Source organism: Devosia nitrariae (assembly GCF_030160115.1).
Lineage (GTDB): Bacteria > Pseudomonadota > Alphaproteobacteria > Rhizobiales > Devosiaceae > Devosia > Devosia nitrariae.
The window spans coordinates 99,174-113,759 of record NZ_BSNS01000012.1; the positions used below are offsets into that span (position 1 = coordinate 99,174).

Consider the following 14,586-nt stretch of genomic DNA (forward strand, 5'->3'; position numbering starts at 1 on the left):
AAGAAATGGGTTCCATCTCCCTTCAGAACGTCAACAAGTCCTTCGGCGAGGTGCAGGTCATCCCCGACATCTCGCTCGAGATCAACGATGGCGAGTTCGTCGTCTTCGTCGGCCCCTCCGGCTGCGGGAAGTCGACACTCCTGCGCCTGATCGCCGGCCTCGAGGATACGACCAACGGTCGGATCCTGCTCGATGGGCAGGACATGACCGACGCGCCACCAGCGCGGCGCGGGCTCGCCATGGTCTTTCAGAGCTACGCGCTCTACCCGCATATGAGCGTGCGCGACAACATCGCCTTCCCCCTGAAAATGGCCAAGGCCAGCAAGGAGGTGATCGACCAGAAGGTCGAGTACGCCGCCCGCACCCTGAACCTTTCCGACTATCTCGACCGGCGCCCGCGCGCCCTTTCTGGCGGCCAGCGCCAGCGCGTCGCCATCGGCCGTGCTATCGTGCGCGAACCCAAGGCCTTTCTCTTCGACGAGCCGCTCTCCAACCTCGACGCGGCGCTGCGCGTCAACATGCGTCTGGAGATCACCGAGCTGCACCAGCAGTTGCAGACGACCATGATCTACGTGACCCACGACCAGGTCGAAGCCATGACCATGGCCGATCGGATCGTCGTATTGAATGCCGGCAATGTCGAACAGTTCGGCACGCCTCTCGAGCTATATCGCACCCCCGCCAACCGGTTCGTCGCCGGTTTCATCGGCAGCCCCAAGATGAACTTCGTCGACGGGGCGGAGGCGGCTAAGCACAATGCTCACGCCATCGGTGTGCGGCCCGAGCACTTTGCCCTCTCCAAGACCTCAGGCACCTGGAAGGGAACGGTGAGCGTCGCCGAGCAGCTCGGCTCCGACACCTTCCTCCACATCCATCTCGATGGCATCGGCCTGGTCACCGCGCGCACCGGCGGCGAGGAAACATATGAGCACGGCGAGACCGTCTACCTCACACCCGATCCGCAGCGCATCTACCGCTTCGGCGCGGACGGCAACGCACTCGCCGCCTGAAGGACTTGACCAATGACCACCCGACTTGCCGCCGGCGCCCTTTCCGAGATCGCATCGCGCGCCAGCGTGCCCGCCTATCGCCGGGATCAGCTGACTGCCGGCATCTTCCATTTCGGGGTCGGCAACTTCCATCGGGCTCATCAGGCAGTCTATCTCGATGCCCTCTTTAATCTGGGCGAGGGACTCGACTGGGCGCTTGTTGGCTCGGGCGTTCGTGAGGCCGATGAGGCCATGCGCGAGAAGCTGATGGCCCAGGACTGGCTGACGACGGTCGTCGAGCAGGAGGCTGAAGGCACCACCGCCCGGGTGACCGGCGCCATGATCGACTATGTGAAGCCCGCTGACAGCGTCGCCATCCTTGCCCACCTTGCTGACCCGGCCATACGCATCGTCTCGCTGACCATCACCGAGGGCGGCTACTTCATCGATCCAGCGACGCAGAAATTCAATCCTGAGCACCCCGAAATTGCCCACGATGCCGCGCATATGGAGGCCCCGAAAACCGCCTTCGGCCTCATCCTCGCCGGACTGATGCGGCGCCGGACGGCAGGCATCGCGCCCTTTACCGTGATGAGCTGCGACAACATCCCTCACAACGGGCACGTGACCCGCGACGCCGTTGCCGGGCTCGCCAGGCTTTTCGACCCGGCGCTCGCCGACTGGGTGGAGGCGGAGGTCGCCTTTCCCAACGGCATGGTCGACCGCATCACGCCGACCACCACCGCCCGCGAGCGGCAGATCCTTGCCGATGGGTTCGGCATCGACGATCAGTGGCCGGTCTTTTGCGAGAAGTTCAAGCAATGGGTGCTGGAGGACAATTTCCCGTCCGGACGCCCGGCGCTGGAAAAGGTCGGCGCGCAGTTCGTGCCGGACGTCTCGCCCTACGAACTGATGAAGATCCGCATTCTCAATGGCGGCCACGCAACCATTGCCTATCCGGCGGGGCTGATGGACATCCATTTCGTTCACGAAGCGATGGAAGAACCGCTAGTGCGCGACTTCCTCACCAAGGTCGAACGCGACGAGATCATCCCCGTCGTGCCGCCCGTGCCCGACACGGACCTCGACGACTATCACGCACTCTGCCAGAAGCGCTTCTCCAACCCCAAGATCGGCGACACCGTACGCCGACTGGCGCTCGACGGATCGAACCGCCAGCCCAAGTTCATCCTGCCCTCGGTCGCCGACCGGCTGGAGGCGGGCGCTTCGATCACCGGCCTCGCCCTCGTCGGCGCTCTCTGGTGCCGTTACTGCTATGGCGAGACCGAAAGTGGCCAGACAATCGAGCCCAATGACCCGAGTTGGGAGCGGCTGACGGCGCAGGCCCGCCGCGCCAGGGAGAAACCCAGTGCGTGGCTGGAAATGACAGACATCTACGGTGATGTCGGGCGCGACACGCGCTTTATTGAGGCGTTCACCCACTCACTGACGGCGCTCTGGAGTGCGGGCACGCGCGAGACGCTGACGCGGTACCTGGCAGGCACGTTCTGAGCGATGGACTTTAGGCCCCAACTCATCATCTTCGATTGCGATGGCGTGCTGGTCGACAGTGAGCCGCTCGCCATGCGCGCGCTGATTGCCGCGATCGCGAGGCAAGGCCTGACGCTCGACCCCGATGTGGCTTATCGCGACTATCTCGGCCGCTCGCTCGCCTCGATCTCGGCCAGTCTCGAAGAGAGCCACGGCGTGCCGCTCGGAGCGCATGCGCTCGAGACCATGCGCGGCGAGCTCTACGCGCTCTTTCGCAAGGAGCTGCGTGCGACATCGGGCACATCCCAGACGCTCGAACGCCTCGAGAGTCCTTTCTGCGTCGCCTCGTCGAGCCAGCCCGAGCGTATCCGCCTCAGCCTCGAGCTCACCGGGCTGCTTGCCTATTTCGAGCCCAACATTTTCTCGGCAACCATGGTCGAGAACGGCAAGCCGGCGCCGGACCTGTTCCTCTATGCAGCCGCGGCGATGAACACCGCACCCGCTCGCTGCCTCGTCATCGAGGACAGCCCTGCCGGTATTACCGCGGCCCGGGCCGCAGGCATGCGCGTCTTCGGCTATCTCGGCGGCAGCCATGCGGAACCGGCGGACCTCAGGGCAGTGATGGAGGCGCTCGCACCCGATGCCATCTTCGATGATATGCAGTCGCTTCCCGATCTTGTAGGCTCGCGCCAAAGCAAGAAGACGGCACGCTGAGGGATTGATGGAAAAGCTGCTGGTGGGTGTCGACGTTGGCACGGGGAGTGCGCGCGCCGGAGTCGTGACGCCCACCGGCGAACTGCTTGGCCGGGCCGAACATCCCATTGCCATGAACCGCCCGGACGCCAATTTCGCCGAGCACGACAGCGAACAGATCTGGTCGGCCGTCTGTGCCGCAGTGCGCGAAGCCTTGGCGACGGCAGGAGCGCGACCCGAGGATGTGGTCGGCATCGGTTTCGATGCGACCTGCTCGCTGGTGGTGCGCGACGCAGGCGGCAATCCGCTGACCGTCTCGTCGAGCGGCGAGGACCGCTGGGACACCATCGTCTGGCTCGACCACCGCGCCCTCGCCGAGGCCGAGGAATGCACCCGCACCGGTCACCTGGTCCTCGACTATGTCGGTGGAGTGATGTCGCCGGAAATGGAAGTGCCAAAGCTCATGTGGCTGAAGCGCCATATGCCGCAGAGCTGGGCACGCATCGGGTATCTGTTCGACCTTACCGATTTCCTCTCCTGGAAGGCGACGGAGAACCTCGCGCGCAGCCAATCGACGCTGACCTGCAAGTGGACCTATCTCGGTCACACCGAGCCCGGCTGGCAACGCGACTTCCTTGCCGAGGTCGGCATCGAAGACATGATCGAGAAGGGGCGGCTGCCGGAAAAGGCGAGCCAGGTCGGCACCGATCTCGGGCCCTTGACCGCGAAGGCGGCCGAGGAGCTGGGATTGACCACCGCCTGCCGGGTCGGCGCGGGGCTCATCGATGCCCATGCCGGGGCGCTGGGCGTTCTCGGCGCCTTCGCCGGCGACGTCGAAACCCTCGACCGGCACCTGGCGCTAATCGCCGGCACTTCGAGCTGTGTCATGGCGCTCTCGGACGGGGCGCGGCCGACCGCCGGGGTCTGGGGACCTTTCTATGGCGGTGTCCTCCCCGGCGCCTGGCTGAATGAAGGCGGCCAGTCAGCGACCGGCGCGCTGCTCGACCATGTCATCCGCTGGCACGGGGCGGGCGGCGAGCCCAACGCGCAAATGCATCGGCGGATCTGTGAACGAGTGATGGAACTGCGCCGGAACGAAGGCCTGGCGCTTGCACGTCGCCTGCATGTCCTGCCCGATTTCCACGGCAACCGCTCTCCGCTCGCCGACCCGCAGGCGCTGGGCGTCATTTCCGGGCTGGCCCTCGACAGCGACTTCGACAGCCTCTGCCGGCTCTACTGGCGCACGGCCATCTCCATCGCGCTCGGGGTGCGGCACATCCTCGAGACGCTCAACACCAAAGGCTATGCCATCGACACGCTGCTCGTGACCGGTGGCCACACCAAGAACCCGCTGCTGATGGAGCTCTACGCGGACGCAACAGGTTGCACGGTGGTCGAGCCTGGCACGAAGGACGCAACGCTGCTTGGCATGGCAATGGTCGCGGCGACCGCAGCCGGCCTCTTTCCCCGGCTCGACGCCGCCTGCGCTGCCATGCATCAAGGCGGAAGCGAACGAGCGCCCGCCCCGACAGCACGCGCGCAGTTCGACAGGGATTACCGGATATTTCTCGAAATGCTCAAGCACCGTCAAGCGATCGATGCCATGCGCTAGGTGGCTAGCAGCGGCGGCCGTCTCCGGTTAAGCTCCTTTGCGGGAAGAGCTTTGTGGCCGAATAGCGAGCGTGCGTCAGCATGTCCATCAAAGCTGCCGTCTATCACCTGACGCACTACAGATATGATCGGCCGGTCGTCCTCCAGCCCCAGGTCATCCGGCTGCAGCCGGCTCCACACTCCAAGACCAAGGTGTTGAGCCACTCGCTGCGAGTGACGCCGACCAAGCACTTCGTTAACGTCCAGCAGGATCCCTACGGCAACTTCCTTGCCCGCTTCGTCTTTCCCGAGCCTGTGACCGAGCTGAAGATCGAGGTCGATCTCGTCGCCGACATGACCATCTACAATCCCTTCGACTTTTTCGTCGAAGAGAGCGGCGAGACCTGGCCATTCGACTATCCGCAAGAGCTGCGCGAGGACCTTTCGATCTATATGAAGCCGCAGCCGGCCGGACCGCTGCTGCAGCAATTCCTCGACTCCATCGATCGGACCCCGACCAACACCGTCACCTTCGTCACCGGCCTCAACGCCCGTCTGCAGCAGCAGATCGGCTATATCGTGCGCATGGAGCCGGGCGTCTACATGCCAGAGGAGACGCTCGCCGCCGCGCAGGGCTCCTGCCGCGACACCGGCTGGCTGCTGGTCGAGGCCCTGCGGCATCTGGGCTTTGCCGCCCGCTTCGTGTCCGGCTACCTCATCCAGTTGAAGCCAGACCTCGTCTCCCTCGACGGTCCGCCCGGCACCGACCACGACTTCACCGATCTCCACGCCTGGTGCGAGGTCTATCTCCCCGGCGCCGGTTGGATCGGGCTCGACCCGACCTCTGGCCTGCTGACCGGCGAGAGTCACATACCGCTCGCCGCAACGCCGCATTATCGCAACGCCGCGCCGATCTCGGGCCTTGCCAGCTACGCCGAGGTCGATTTCTCCTTCGACATGAAGGTGACGCGCATTGCCGAGCACCCGCGCATCACCAAGCCCTTCTCGGATGACGCCTGGGAGCGTCTCAATGCGCTCGGCCGCAAGGTCGACGAGGCGCTTGCCGAGGGCGATGTGCGCCTGACCATGGGCGGCGAGCCGACCTTCGTTTCGATCGACGATTTCGAGAGTGAGGAGTGGAACACGGCGGCGGTCGGTCCGACCAAGCGCCAGCGCGCCGACGACCTTATCCGGCGCCTCCGCGACCGCTTCGCGCCGGACGGTCTCCTGCATTTCGGACAGGGCAAATGGTACCCGGGCGAGAGCCTGCCGCGCTGGACCTTCTCGCTCTACTGGCGCGCCGATGGTAAACCGGTCTGGCAGGACCAGGACCTCATCGCCCGCGAGGGCACCAGGACCGACGCCAAACCTGAGGATGCCCAAAGGCTCGTCGGCGCCATTGCTCACAATCTGGGACTGGCGGGCGACACCATCGATCCGGCCTATGAGGACCCGGGCGAGTGGATACTGAAGGAAGCCCAACTCCCGGAAAACGTCGATCCGGCCAATTCCAGGCTCAATGATCCCGAGGAGCGGGCGCGCATCGCCACGGTCTTTGCCCGCGGCCTGACCGAGCCGACCGGGTTCGTGCTCCCCATCCAGCGCTGGAACGCGCTGGCGACCGACCGGCGCTGGATCACCGAAAAGTGGAAGACGCGACGCGGCAAGCTCTTCCTCGCCCCCGGCGACAGCGCCGCCGGCTATCGCCTGCCGTTGAGCTCCCTGCGCTTTCTCGACGGCACGGCCTATCCACATGTCGTGCCGGTCGATCCTTTGGTGCCGCGCGGTGACCTGCCTGAGCCCGACGCGTTCCTGGCCGCTACCGCCGAGGCCCCGGGTCCGGGCCACAAGGCCGACCCGCGCGCCCAGCAGGAGGCCTCGTTCACCGCCGCGACGCGAGGCCAGCAGATCAACGAGCAGGTGCTCGACGAGATCGATTCCACCGTGCGCACGGCACTGACGGTCGAGGTGCGCGACGGCCGGCTCTGCGTCTTCCTGCCGCCGGTTTCCGCGCTCGAGGATTATTTGGAACTGATCGCCGCGGCAGAGGCTGCAGCCAGGGATGTAGGGTTGCCCATCCACGTCGAGGGCTATCCGCCTCCAAACGACGCGCGCCTCAACGTCATCCGCGTCGCCCCCGATCCCGGCGTCGTCGAGGTCAATATCCACCCGGCGAGCAACTGGGACGAGTGCGTCGAAACCACGACCGCCATCTACGAGGAAGCGCGGCTGGCACGCCTGGGCGCAGACAAGTTCATGATCGACGGGCGCCACACCGGCACGGGCGGAGGCAACCATGTGGTCGTCGGCGGCGCGGCGCCGGGCGATAGCCCCTTCCTGAGGCGCCCGGACCTGTTGAAGAGCCTGGTGCTCTACTGGCAGCGCCACCCCTCGCTCTCCTACCTTTTCTCGGGCCTTTTCATCGGTCCGACGAGCCAGGCGCCACGCATCGACGAGGCGCGGCACGACAGCCTCTACGAGCTCGAGATCGCACTGGCCCAAGTGCCGTTTCCGGGTGAGGGCGAGGCGCCGCGGCCGTGGCTGACCGACAGGCTCTTTCGCAACCTGCTCGTCGACGTGACCGGCAACACCCACCGCTCGGAGATCTGCGTCGACAAGCTTTATTCACCCGACGGCCCAACCGGCCGGCTTGGGCTCGTCGAGTTCCGCGGTTTCGAGATGCCGCCCAACGCGCGTATGAGCCTTGCCCAGCAGATCCTCCTGCGCGCCCTTATTGCCCGCTGCTGGACCGATCCGCTGGATGGCCGCTTCACCCGCTGGGGCACGAGTCTCCACGATCGTTTCATGCTGCCTTACTACGTCTGGCAGGATTTCCTCGACGTGCTGGCCGACCTCGACAGCCACGACTTCGCCCTTGAGCCCGATTGGTATGCCGCTCAGCTCGAGTTCCGCTTCCCCTTCTGCGGGGAGGTCGAATACCAGGGCATGAAGCTGGAACTGCGCCAGGCGCTGGAGCCCTGGCACGTGATGGGCGAGCAAGGCGCCATCGGCGGCACGGTGCGCTTCGTCGACTCTTCGGTCGAACGCCTTGAGGTGCGCTTCGAGGGCGCCGACCCCGAGCGCTACGCCGTCGCCTGCAACCGACGCCGGGTGCCGCTCAAGAAGACGGCGACGGCCGGAGTCTTGGTCGCTGGTGTCCGCTACAAGGCATGGCAGCCCGCCTCCGGCATGCACCCGGTGCTGCCGGTCAACGCGCCGCTGGTCTTCGATATCTACGACACCTGGACGCAACGGCCAGTGGCGGGCTGCGTTTATCATGTCGCGCACCCGGGTGGACGCAACTACGAAACTTTCCCGGTCAACGGCAATGAAGCCGAGGCGAGGCGGCTAGCGCGGTTCGTGCCGCAGGATCATACCGCGGGCCCCTACCCACTGGCGGCCGAAAGGACTTCCGACGATTTTCCGCTGACGCTTGACCTGCGCCGCCCGGCACGCTTCACCTGAGGCATGGACATGCGGAATCAAGAGACCAGCGCCCAGGCGCCAGGCGATCTGAAGCTGATCGAGGATTATGCCCTGCTGCCCGGCGTGCCAGACGAGATGATCGATGCCGACGGCAATTTGCGTCCCGGCTGGGCCGCGCTGATGACCGCCTTCGATACGCTGGGCCCCGAGGAGCTCGCCGCCCGCTTCGAGCGCGCCGATCAATACCTGCGCGACGCCGGCGTCTTCTATCGCAAGTACGACGGTGCCGAAGGCAAGGAGCGCGCCTGGCCGCTGGCCCACATTCCCCTGCTGCTCGACGAGAGCGAATGGCTGACGATCACCGAGGGCTTGAAGCAGCGCGCCGAGTTGCTCGAACGGATCCTCGCCGACATCTATGGGGCCAACGAGCTGGTCGCCCGTGGACTGCTGCCGCCTGATCTCATCGCCCGCAATCCCGAATTCATGCGACCGCTCGTCGGCATCAAGCCGGCGAGCGGCCATTACCTGCATTTCTGTGCCTTCGAGCTCGGACGTGGACCCGACGGCGCCTGGTGGGTCCTGGGCGACCGCACACAGACCCCCTCGGGCGCGGGCTTTGCCCTCGAGAACCGGGTCGCCACGACACGCGCGCTTTCGGACATCTACGCGGGCATGAACATCCACCGCCTTGCCGGGTTCTTTCGCGATTTCCGCGACGCGTTGCTGGCCCAGGGTAAGCGCCTCGAGGGCCGCGTCGGCATACTCACGCCCGGCCAGCACAACGAAACCTATTTCGAGCACGCCTATATCGCCCGTTATCTCGGCTTCATGCTGCTCGAGGGCGAGGATCTGGTCGTCGAGAACGGACAGGTGATGGTGCGCACCGTCGCCGGCCTCAAGCCCATCACCGTGCTCTGGCGCCGCATGGACGCGTCCTTCATCGACCCGCTGGAACTGCGCTACGACAGCCGCATCGGCACGCCCGGCATGGTCGAAGCGCTGCGCAACGGATCGATTTCGATGATCAACGCGGTGGGCTCGGGCATTCTCGAGACGCGGGCGCTTTCCGCGTTCATGCCGCGACTTGCCAGCGCCATTCTCGGCCAGGACCTGCTGCTGCCCGAGATCGCCACCTGGTGGTGCGGCCAGGACGCCGAACGCCAGCATGTCCTCGACAATTTCGACGCCATGATGATCGGGCCGGCTTTCTCGACGAGCCTGCCATTCGACGACTTGCGCGGCACCGCGCTCGGTGCCGGTATCCCCGAACACCAAAAGCGGACGCTCAAGGAGCGGTTGGCCGCAAGCGGCGCGCACTATGTAGGTCAGGAGCCGGTGCAGCTTTCCACGGCCCCGGTCTATGTCGAGGGCAAGCTGGTGCCGCGCCCGATTACGCTGCGCGTCTATGCAGCGCGCGGCGAGCACGGCTGGACCATCATGCCCGGAGGGTTCGCCCGTGTCGGCTCTTCGCTCGACACCACTGCCATCGCCATGCAGCGCGGCGGCCAGGCCGCCGACGTCTGGGTGATCAGTTCCTCGCCCGTTGAGCAGATCTCCTTGCTGCCGCGCGAGGGCGAGAAGCTCATGCGCAATCCAGCGGGGAGCCTCCCGAGCCGGGCGGCCGACAACCTCATCTGGCTCGGCCGCTATGCCGAGCGCTGCGAGGCAATGGTGAGGATCCTGCGCGCCTACAACGCGCGGCTGGCCGAGCTCTCCAACCCGGACATCCCGCTTTTGAAGCACACGCGCGCCTATCTCGAGGCCATCGACATCGATGCGGCCGAAGCGCTGCCGCGGGGCCTCCTGCAGGCGATCGACAGCGCAGTCCTCAGTGCAGGCCAGATCCGCGACCGCTTCTCGCCCGACGGGTGGCTGGCACTCAACGACCTGCAGAAAACCGCCCAGCGCTTCGGCACGCGCGTGCAGCCGGGGGATGATGCCACCCGCGCCATGACCGTGTTGCTTCGCAAGCTCGCCGGTTTTTCCGGTCTCGTGCATGAAAATATGTATCGTTTTGCCGGTTGGCGGTTCCTCGAGCTCGGCCGCAGGCTCGAGCGCGGCATCCAGATCGCGCGGGTAAGCGGCTGGTTCACCGGCAAGAACGCCCCCGACGGGGCGGTCGAGATGCTGCTCGAGATCGGCGACAGCGTCATGTCCCACCGTCGGCGCTATTCGGTGAGCGCGGGCACCCAGAGCACTCTCGACCTGCTGGTGCTCGACCCGCTCAATCCGCGCTCGGTGATCTTCCAGCTTGCCGAGTTGCGCGTCCAGCTCGAGACGCTCCCGGGCGGCATCGACGACGGCCAGCTTTCTCCGGCCGCCAAGCTTGCGCTGCAACTCCACACCGACCTCGTCATCGCCGAGCCAAGCAGCATGAGCCAGGACGCCCTGGAGAAGCTCGCCGGCAACATCGGCATGCTCTCCAACCTCATTGCCACGGCCTATTTCACCTGAACGCCATGCTTTACGACGTGCGCCTCGAACTGCACTACGACTATGACGCTCCCGTGCAGGGTGGGCGCCACCTGGTGCGCGTCACGCCGGCTTCGATCTCCGGCATTCAGCGGGTGATCGCCGCATCGCTGCGCTACGATCCCAAGCCCCTGGCCGAAACCCAGTTCGTCGATTTCTTTGGCAACCACGTCACCGCCATCGTCTTCCGGGACGCGCACGACGCTCTCGATATCCGTCTTTCCGCCCGCGTCTTCGTCGAGGACATCCATCCGCCCGCCGACCTCTCGCCCACCCTCGATCGGCTTGAGCAGGACATGGGGCGCATCTGGTCGCTTGCCCCGGATTCCCCCCACCATTTCCTCGCCCCCTCTCCGCGCGTCGACATCGATCCGGTCATGACCGAATATGCCCGCCAGTCGGTCGTGCGCACCATGTCGGTTCAGGCGGCGGTGACCGACTTCTGCATGACCATCAACCGCGATTTCGTTTATGAGAGCGGCGCAACGGACGTGGCAACGACGCCAGCCGAGGCCTTCGCCCTCAGGAAAGGCGTCTGCCAGGACTTCGCCCACGTCATGATCGCCGGCTTGCGCGGTGTTGGCATCCCGGCCGGCTATGTCAGCGGGTTCCTGCGCACCAATCCGCCACAGGGCAAACCGCGCCTCGAAGGCGCCGACGCCATGCACGCCTGGGTGCGCGCCTGGTGCGGGCTGGACGTCGGCTGGATCGAATTCGATCCGACCAATGCCATGCTCGCGGGCCCCGACCATATCACCATCGGCCACGGCCGCGACTACGCCGACATCTCGCCGATCGTGGGGGTACTCAAGACCAGCGGATCACACGAGGCTAAGCAGGCCGTGGACGTGGTACGCGTAGAATAGCGGCCTGTCGTTCCGCCGCACGAGCCGGAACTATTTCCTTTTGTCGCCGTTTCCCCCGTGCAGCGCAGTAAAGCTGCGGCCGAACGGATGAAGCCGGACCGGATAAACCTCCGGTTACTATTCGGGGGAGATCGAAAATGACCAGAACGCAATACTCGATCACGGACGGCAATCGAGCTGGAACGCAGCCGGGCATCGCCTACGACGCGCGTATTGGCACGATGGATGTTCTGCTGAGCCTCACGCCGGCAGCCATCGTTCTAGCCGCCGCGACGGTTCTCTTGCTGGTGCTGATCTAGCAAGGCCTGGAACTTTAGCGTCACAAGAAGGAGAGTTCCCATGACATTAGGCACAATTCTCATCATCATTCTGATTTTGTTGCTGATCGGCGCCCTGCCCACCTGGGGCTACTCGCGCGGCTTCGGCTATTTCCCCTCGGGCATCCTCGGCGTGATCCTGGTGATCGTGCTCATCCTTGTTCTCATGGGCCGGGTCTGACCGGACCGGACATTCCATCAGGGCGCCTGCCGCAATAGCGGCATCCCACGCACGGGATCGGCACCCCAGCGGGCTTAGGCCGCCCCCTTCAAGCCCGCACCTGATCGCTCCGGTCCCCCCGACCGGAGCGATTTTCTCCACGGGCGGAAGGGCAAGGAACCGCCCGGCTTCAAATACGTTGAACCGCAAACCAATTTACAAGGAGGGTTTGATCATGGCCGACGCCACCACGGGTCCCGCGGCGGGCCGCGCCAAGAGCGGCAACGGCACGCCTCGAACTACGGGCAGCAAACAACAGAGCCTGGAGGAGCAGATCGGACAGCTCCAGGCCGACCTCAAGAGTATTGCCGACACGCTGGCGAGGCTGAGCGGCGACAAGGTGTCAGAGGCGCGCGACACGGCCACAGGCGAAGTCCGTCATCTCCAGCGCCAGGCCCAGCACCTCCTGGAGGACGTGCAAGGTCAGGCCGGCGAATTCCAGACCGAGCTCAAAAGCACCATTCGAGAAAAGCCGCTGACGGCCATGGCCAGCGCCATTGGCATCGGCTTCCTGCTCGCCCTGCTTACCCGCCGTTAGGACCATGGCCTTTCTCACCACCCTTGCCGGCATTTTCGGCATCGAGGTGGAGGCGCTCACCGATGAACTGAGACGCAGTGTAATCGTCAACGGCGCGATCGCACTGCTCCTCCTCATCGGGCTGACCTTCGCGCTCGTTGCCGGATACGTCGCCCTCTCGGCAGCCACGGACCCGCTTATCGCCGCGCTGATCATCTGCGCCGGTGCCTTGGCCCTAGCCCTTGCGGTTTACATCGGCAGCCGGATCGGGGCGGGCGAGCGCCGCCGGCGCGAACGCGAGCGGCGGCGCAAGGGCGAGACTACCGCGCTGATCGCCACCGCCGCGGCGACGGCCGTTCCAACCCTGCTGCGCTCGCCGCTCGGCAAGGCAATGATTCCGGTAGCCGCAATTCTCGCCTTCATGCTTTTGCGCGATTCGAGCCGTGCGGGGCCGGACGAATAGGCGGCCAGCAAGGCGGCGACTCAGAAGCTCGCTGGCAGGGGCATCCAGACGTCGGCCCGCACCCCGTCGGGTTCGAAGGTGAGCGTTACCCGGCTGTCGAGCACCTTGGAGAGGCTCCGCTCGATGAGCCGCGTGCCGAGGCCCGGCGTCGCCGGCTGGGCAACCGCAGGTCCTCCCGCCTCCCTCCAGGTCAGAGCCAGTCCCGTCACGGGCTGCCTGCGCACCTCCCACCGGATATCGACCACTCCCTCCTCGTTCGACCAGGCGCCGTGCAGATGCGCATTGGTGGTCAGTTCGTGGAGAATGAGCCCCAGCCCCAGCGCGTGATCGGCCGGCAGCAATATGTCTTCGCCGGCTACACTGGCCCGGTCCGGTCTGGTGAGGAAGTCGGGGCCTAGCTGTCCGGCAATGACGTCGTAGAGATGCACCCCCGCCCAGTCGCGATCGGCAAGCAGCACATGCGCGTCCGAAAGCGTCCGCAGCCGCCCCGAAAAGGCAGCAATGAACGCCTGCGGCTCGGGATTCTCCCCGATGGTCTGGCGCGCGACCGACTGAATCACCGCCAGCGTATTCTTGACCCGATGATTGAGCTCGCGCAGGAGTGAGCGCGTGCGTTCGGCCGACTCGCGGGCCTCGGTGACGTCGAGGCTGGCGCCCATCATAATCAACGGCTGGCCCGAGGCATCGCGCTGGTAAACACGTCCGCGCACGCTGAGCCACCGTCCCGTTGCCGCGATGCGCATCTCGCAGGCATAGTCGACTCCCGCATCGAACGACGCACCGATCGCCTCGCGCACCTTTGCCATATCGGCCGGCTCGATTGCCGCCAGCACCTCTTCGAAGGAAACGGCACCAGTCTCGGGTAAGCCATGCATACGCCGAAAGGTGTCGTTGCACGACACGTCTCCGTTACGCACGTCCCACACCCAGCTACCGACCTTGCCTGCCTCCAGGGTCAAGGCGTGCCGCCACTCCTCGCGCATCAGCTCGGCCGCGGTGCGGGCCCTCACCCGCGCCTCGTCCTTGAGTTCGATAAGCTTGGCGGCAACGTCCGCCAGGTCGACGAGCTGGGCGATCGCCCCCTGCGGTGCGTTGACCGTGACGCGGTCGAGGACGCAGAGCGTCCCCAGTCGCTGCCCACGCACCACGAGCGGCGCCCCGGCATAGAACCGCAGGCCCGGCGGACCGGCAACCATGGGGTGATGGGCAAAGCGCTTGTCGCTTGCCAGGTCCGTCACGACGAGGTGATCGCTCTCGAGCGCAGCGATCGCGTGGGCGCAGAAGGAATGCTCGACCGCCATCTCGCTGAGCTCAGGCGGTCCGATGCGCGCCTTGGCCCATTGGCGGTGCTCGTCGACGAGCGTAACCAGGGCGAACTCGACGCCGAACAACCGACCGGCCACCCGCGCCAGCCGGTCGAAGTCGCTATCCTCGCCGGTATCCATGATCTCGAGCGCGGCGAGCACTTCCCGACGCGAAATATCGTTCACCACCGCCCTGACAGCATCTGGAAGAGGGGCGCTCGATTCGATCACGGTAGTC

At 65.6% G+C, this 14,586-nt stretch carries 12 protein-coding genes; 11 read left to right on the forward strand and 1 reads right to left on the reverse strand.

The features are described 5' to 3' along the window. The first annotated feature begins 5 nt into the window (after nt 1–5). The 11 genes from QQK18_RS14890 (at nt 6) to QQK18_RS14940 (ending at nt 13,044) form a co-directional block, all read left to right on the forward strand. Nucleotides 6–1,010 carry an ABC transporter ATP-binding protein gene (locus tag QQK18_RS14890; RefSeq protein WP_284341143.1) on the forward strand — a complete coding sequence of 335 codons (1,005 nt, stop codon included), beginning with the start codon at nt 6–8 and terminating at the stop codon, nt 1,008–1,010. A gap of 12 nt (nt 1,011–1,022) precedes the next feature. Beyond that, a complete protein-coding gene (locus QQK18_RS14895) occupies nt 1,023–2,501 on the forward strand; it encodes a mannitol dehydrogenase family protein (protein WP_284341144.1) in 1,479 nt (492 codons plus the stop codon). A gap of 3 nt (nt 2,502–2,504) precedes the next feature. After that, nucleotides 2,505–3,194 carry an HAD family hydrolase gene (locus QQK18_RS14900; protein WP_284341145.1) on the forward strand — a complete coding sequence of 230 codons (690 nt, stop codon included), beginning with the start codon at nt 2,505–2,507 and terminating at the stop codon, nt 3,192–3,194. 4 nt (nt 3,195–3,198) lie between these two features. After that, nucleotides 3,199–4,785 (forward strand): FGGY-family carbohydrate kinase, encoded by a 1,587-nt coding sequence (locus QQK18_RS14905; RefSeq protein WP_379996023.1) that lies wholly within the window; start codon nt 3,199–3,201, stop codon nt 4,783–4,785. Nucleotides 4,786–4,865: 80 nt separating this feature from the next. Then, a complete protein-coding gene (locus QQK18_RS14910) occupies nt 4,866–8,228 on the forward strand; it encodes a transglutaminase family protein (RefSeq protein ID WP_284341147.1) in 3,363 nt (1,120 codons plus the stop codon). 9 nt (nt 8,229–8,237) lie between these two features. After that, the gene (locus tag QQK18_RS14915; protein WP_284341148.1) at nt 8,238–10,643 is read left to right on the forward strand and encodes a circularly permuted type 2 ATP-grasp protein; all 2,406 of its coding nucleotides are present in this window, start codon (nt 8,238–8,240) and stop codon (nt 10,641–10,643) included. 5 nt (nt 10,644–10,648) lie between these two features. After that, nucleotides 10,649–11,527 carry a transglutaminase family protein gene (locus QQK18_RS14920; protein WP_284341149.1) on the forward strand — a complete coding sequence of 293 codons (879 nt, stop codon included), beginning with the start codon at nt 10,649–10,651 and terminating at the stop codon, nt 11,525–11,527. 137 nt (nt 11,528–11,664) lie between these two features. Continuing rightward, nucleotides 11,665–11,826, forward strand: a complete 162-nt coding sequence (locus tag QQK18_RS14925) for a hypothetical protein (protein WP_284341150.1) — start codon at nt 11,665–11,667, stop codon at nt 11,824–11,826. 40 nt (nt 11,827–11,866) lie between these two features. Beyond that, on the forward strand, nt 11,867–12,025 hold the full coding sequence (locus QQK18_RS14930; protein WP_284341151.1) for a DUF3309 family protein: 159 nt from the start codon (nt 11,867–11,869) through the stop codon (nt 12,023–12,025). Nucleotides 12,026–12,239: 214 nt separating this feature from the next. Next, nucleotides 12,240–12,602, forward strand: a complete 363-nt coding sequence (locus QQK18_RS14935) for an ElaB/YgaM/YqjD family protein (RefSeq protein WP_284341152.1) — start codon at nt 12,240–12,242, stop codon at nt 12,600–12,602. A 4-nt stretch (nt 12,603–12,606) separates the two neighbouring features. Further along, nucleotides 12,607–13,044, forward strand: a complete 438-nt coding sequence (locus QQK18_RS14940; RefSeq protein ID WP_284341153.1) for a hypothetical protein — start codon at nt 12,607–12,609, stop codon at nt 13,042–13,044. 20 nt (nt 13,045–13,064) lie between these two features. Here the strand turns inward: QQK18_RS14940 and QQK18_RS14945 are convergent, their stop codons facing one another. After that, complete coding sequence (locus tag QQK18_RS14945) at nt 13,065–14,534, reverse strand: sensor histidine kinase (RefSeq protein ID WP_284341154.1); 1,470 nt, start codon at nt 14,532–14,534, stop codon at nt 13,065–13,067. Nucleotides 14,535–14,586 lie beyond the last annotated feature (52 nt).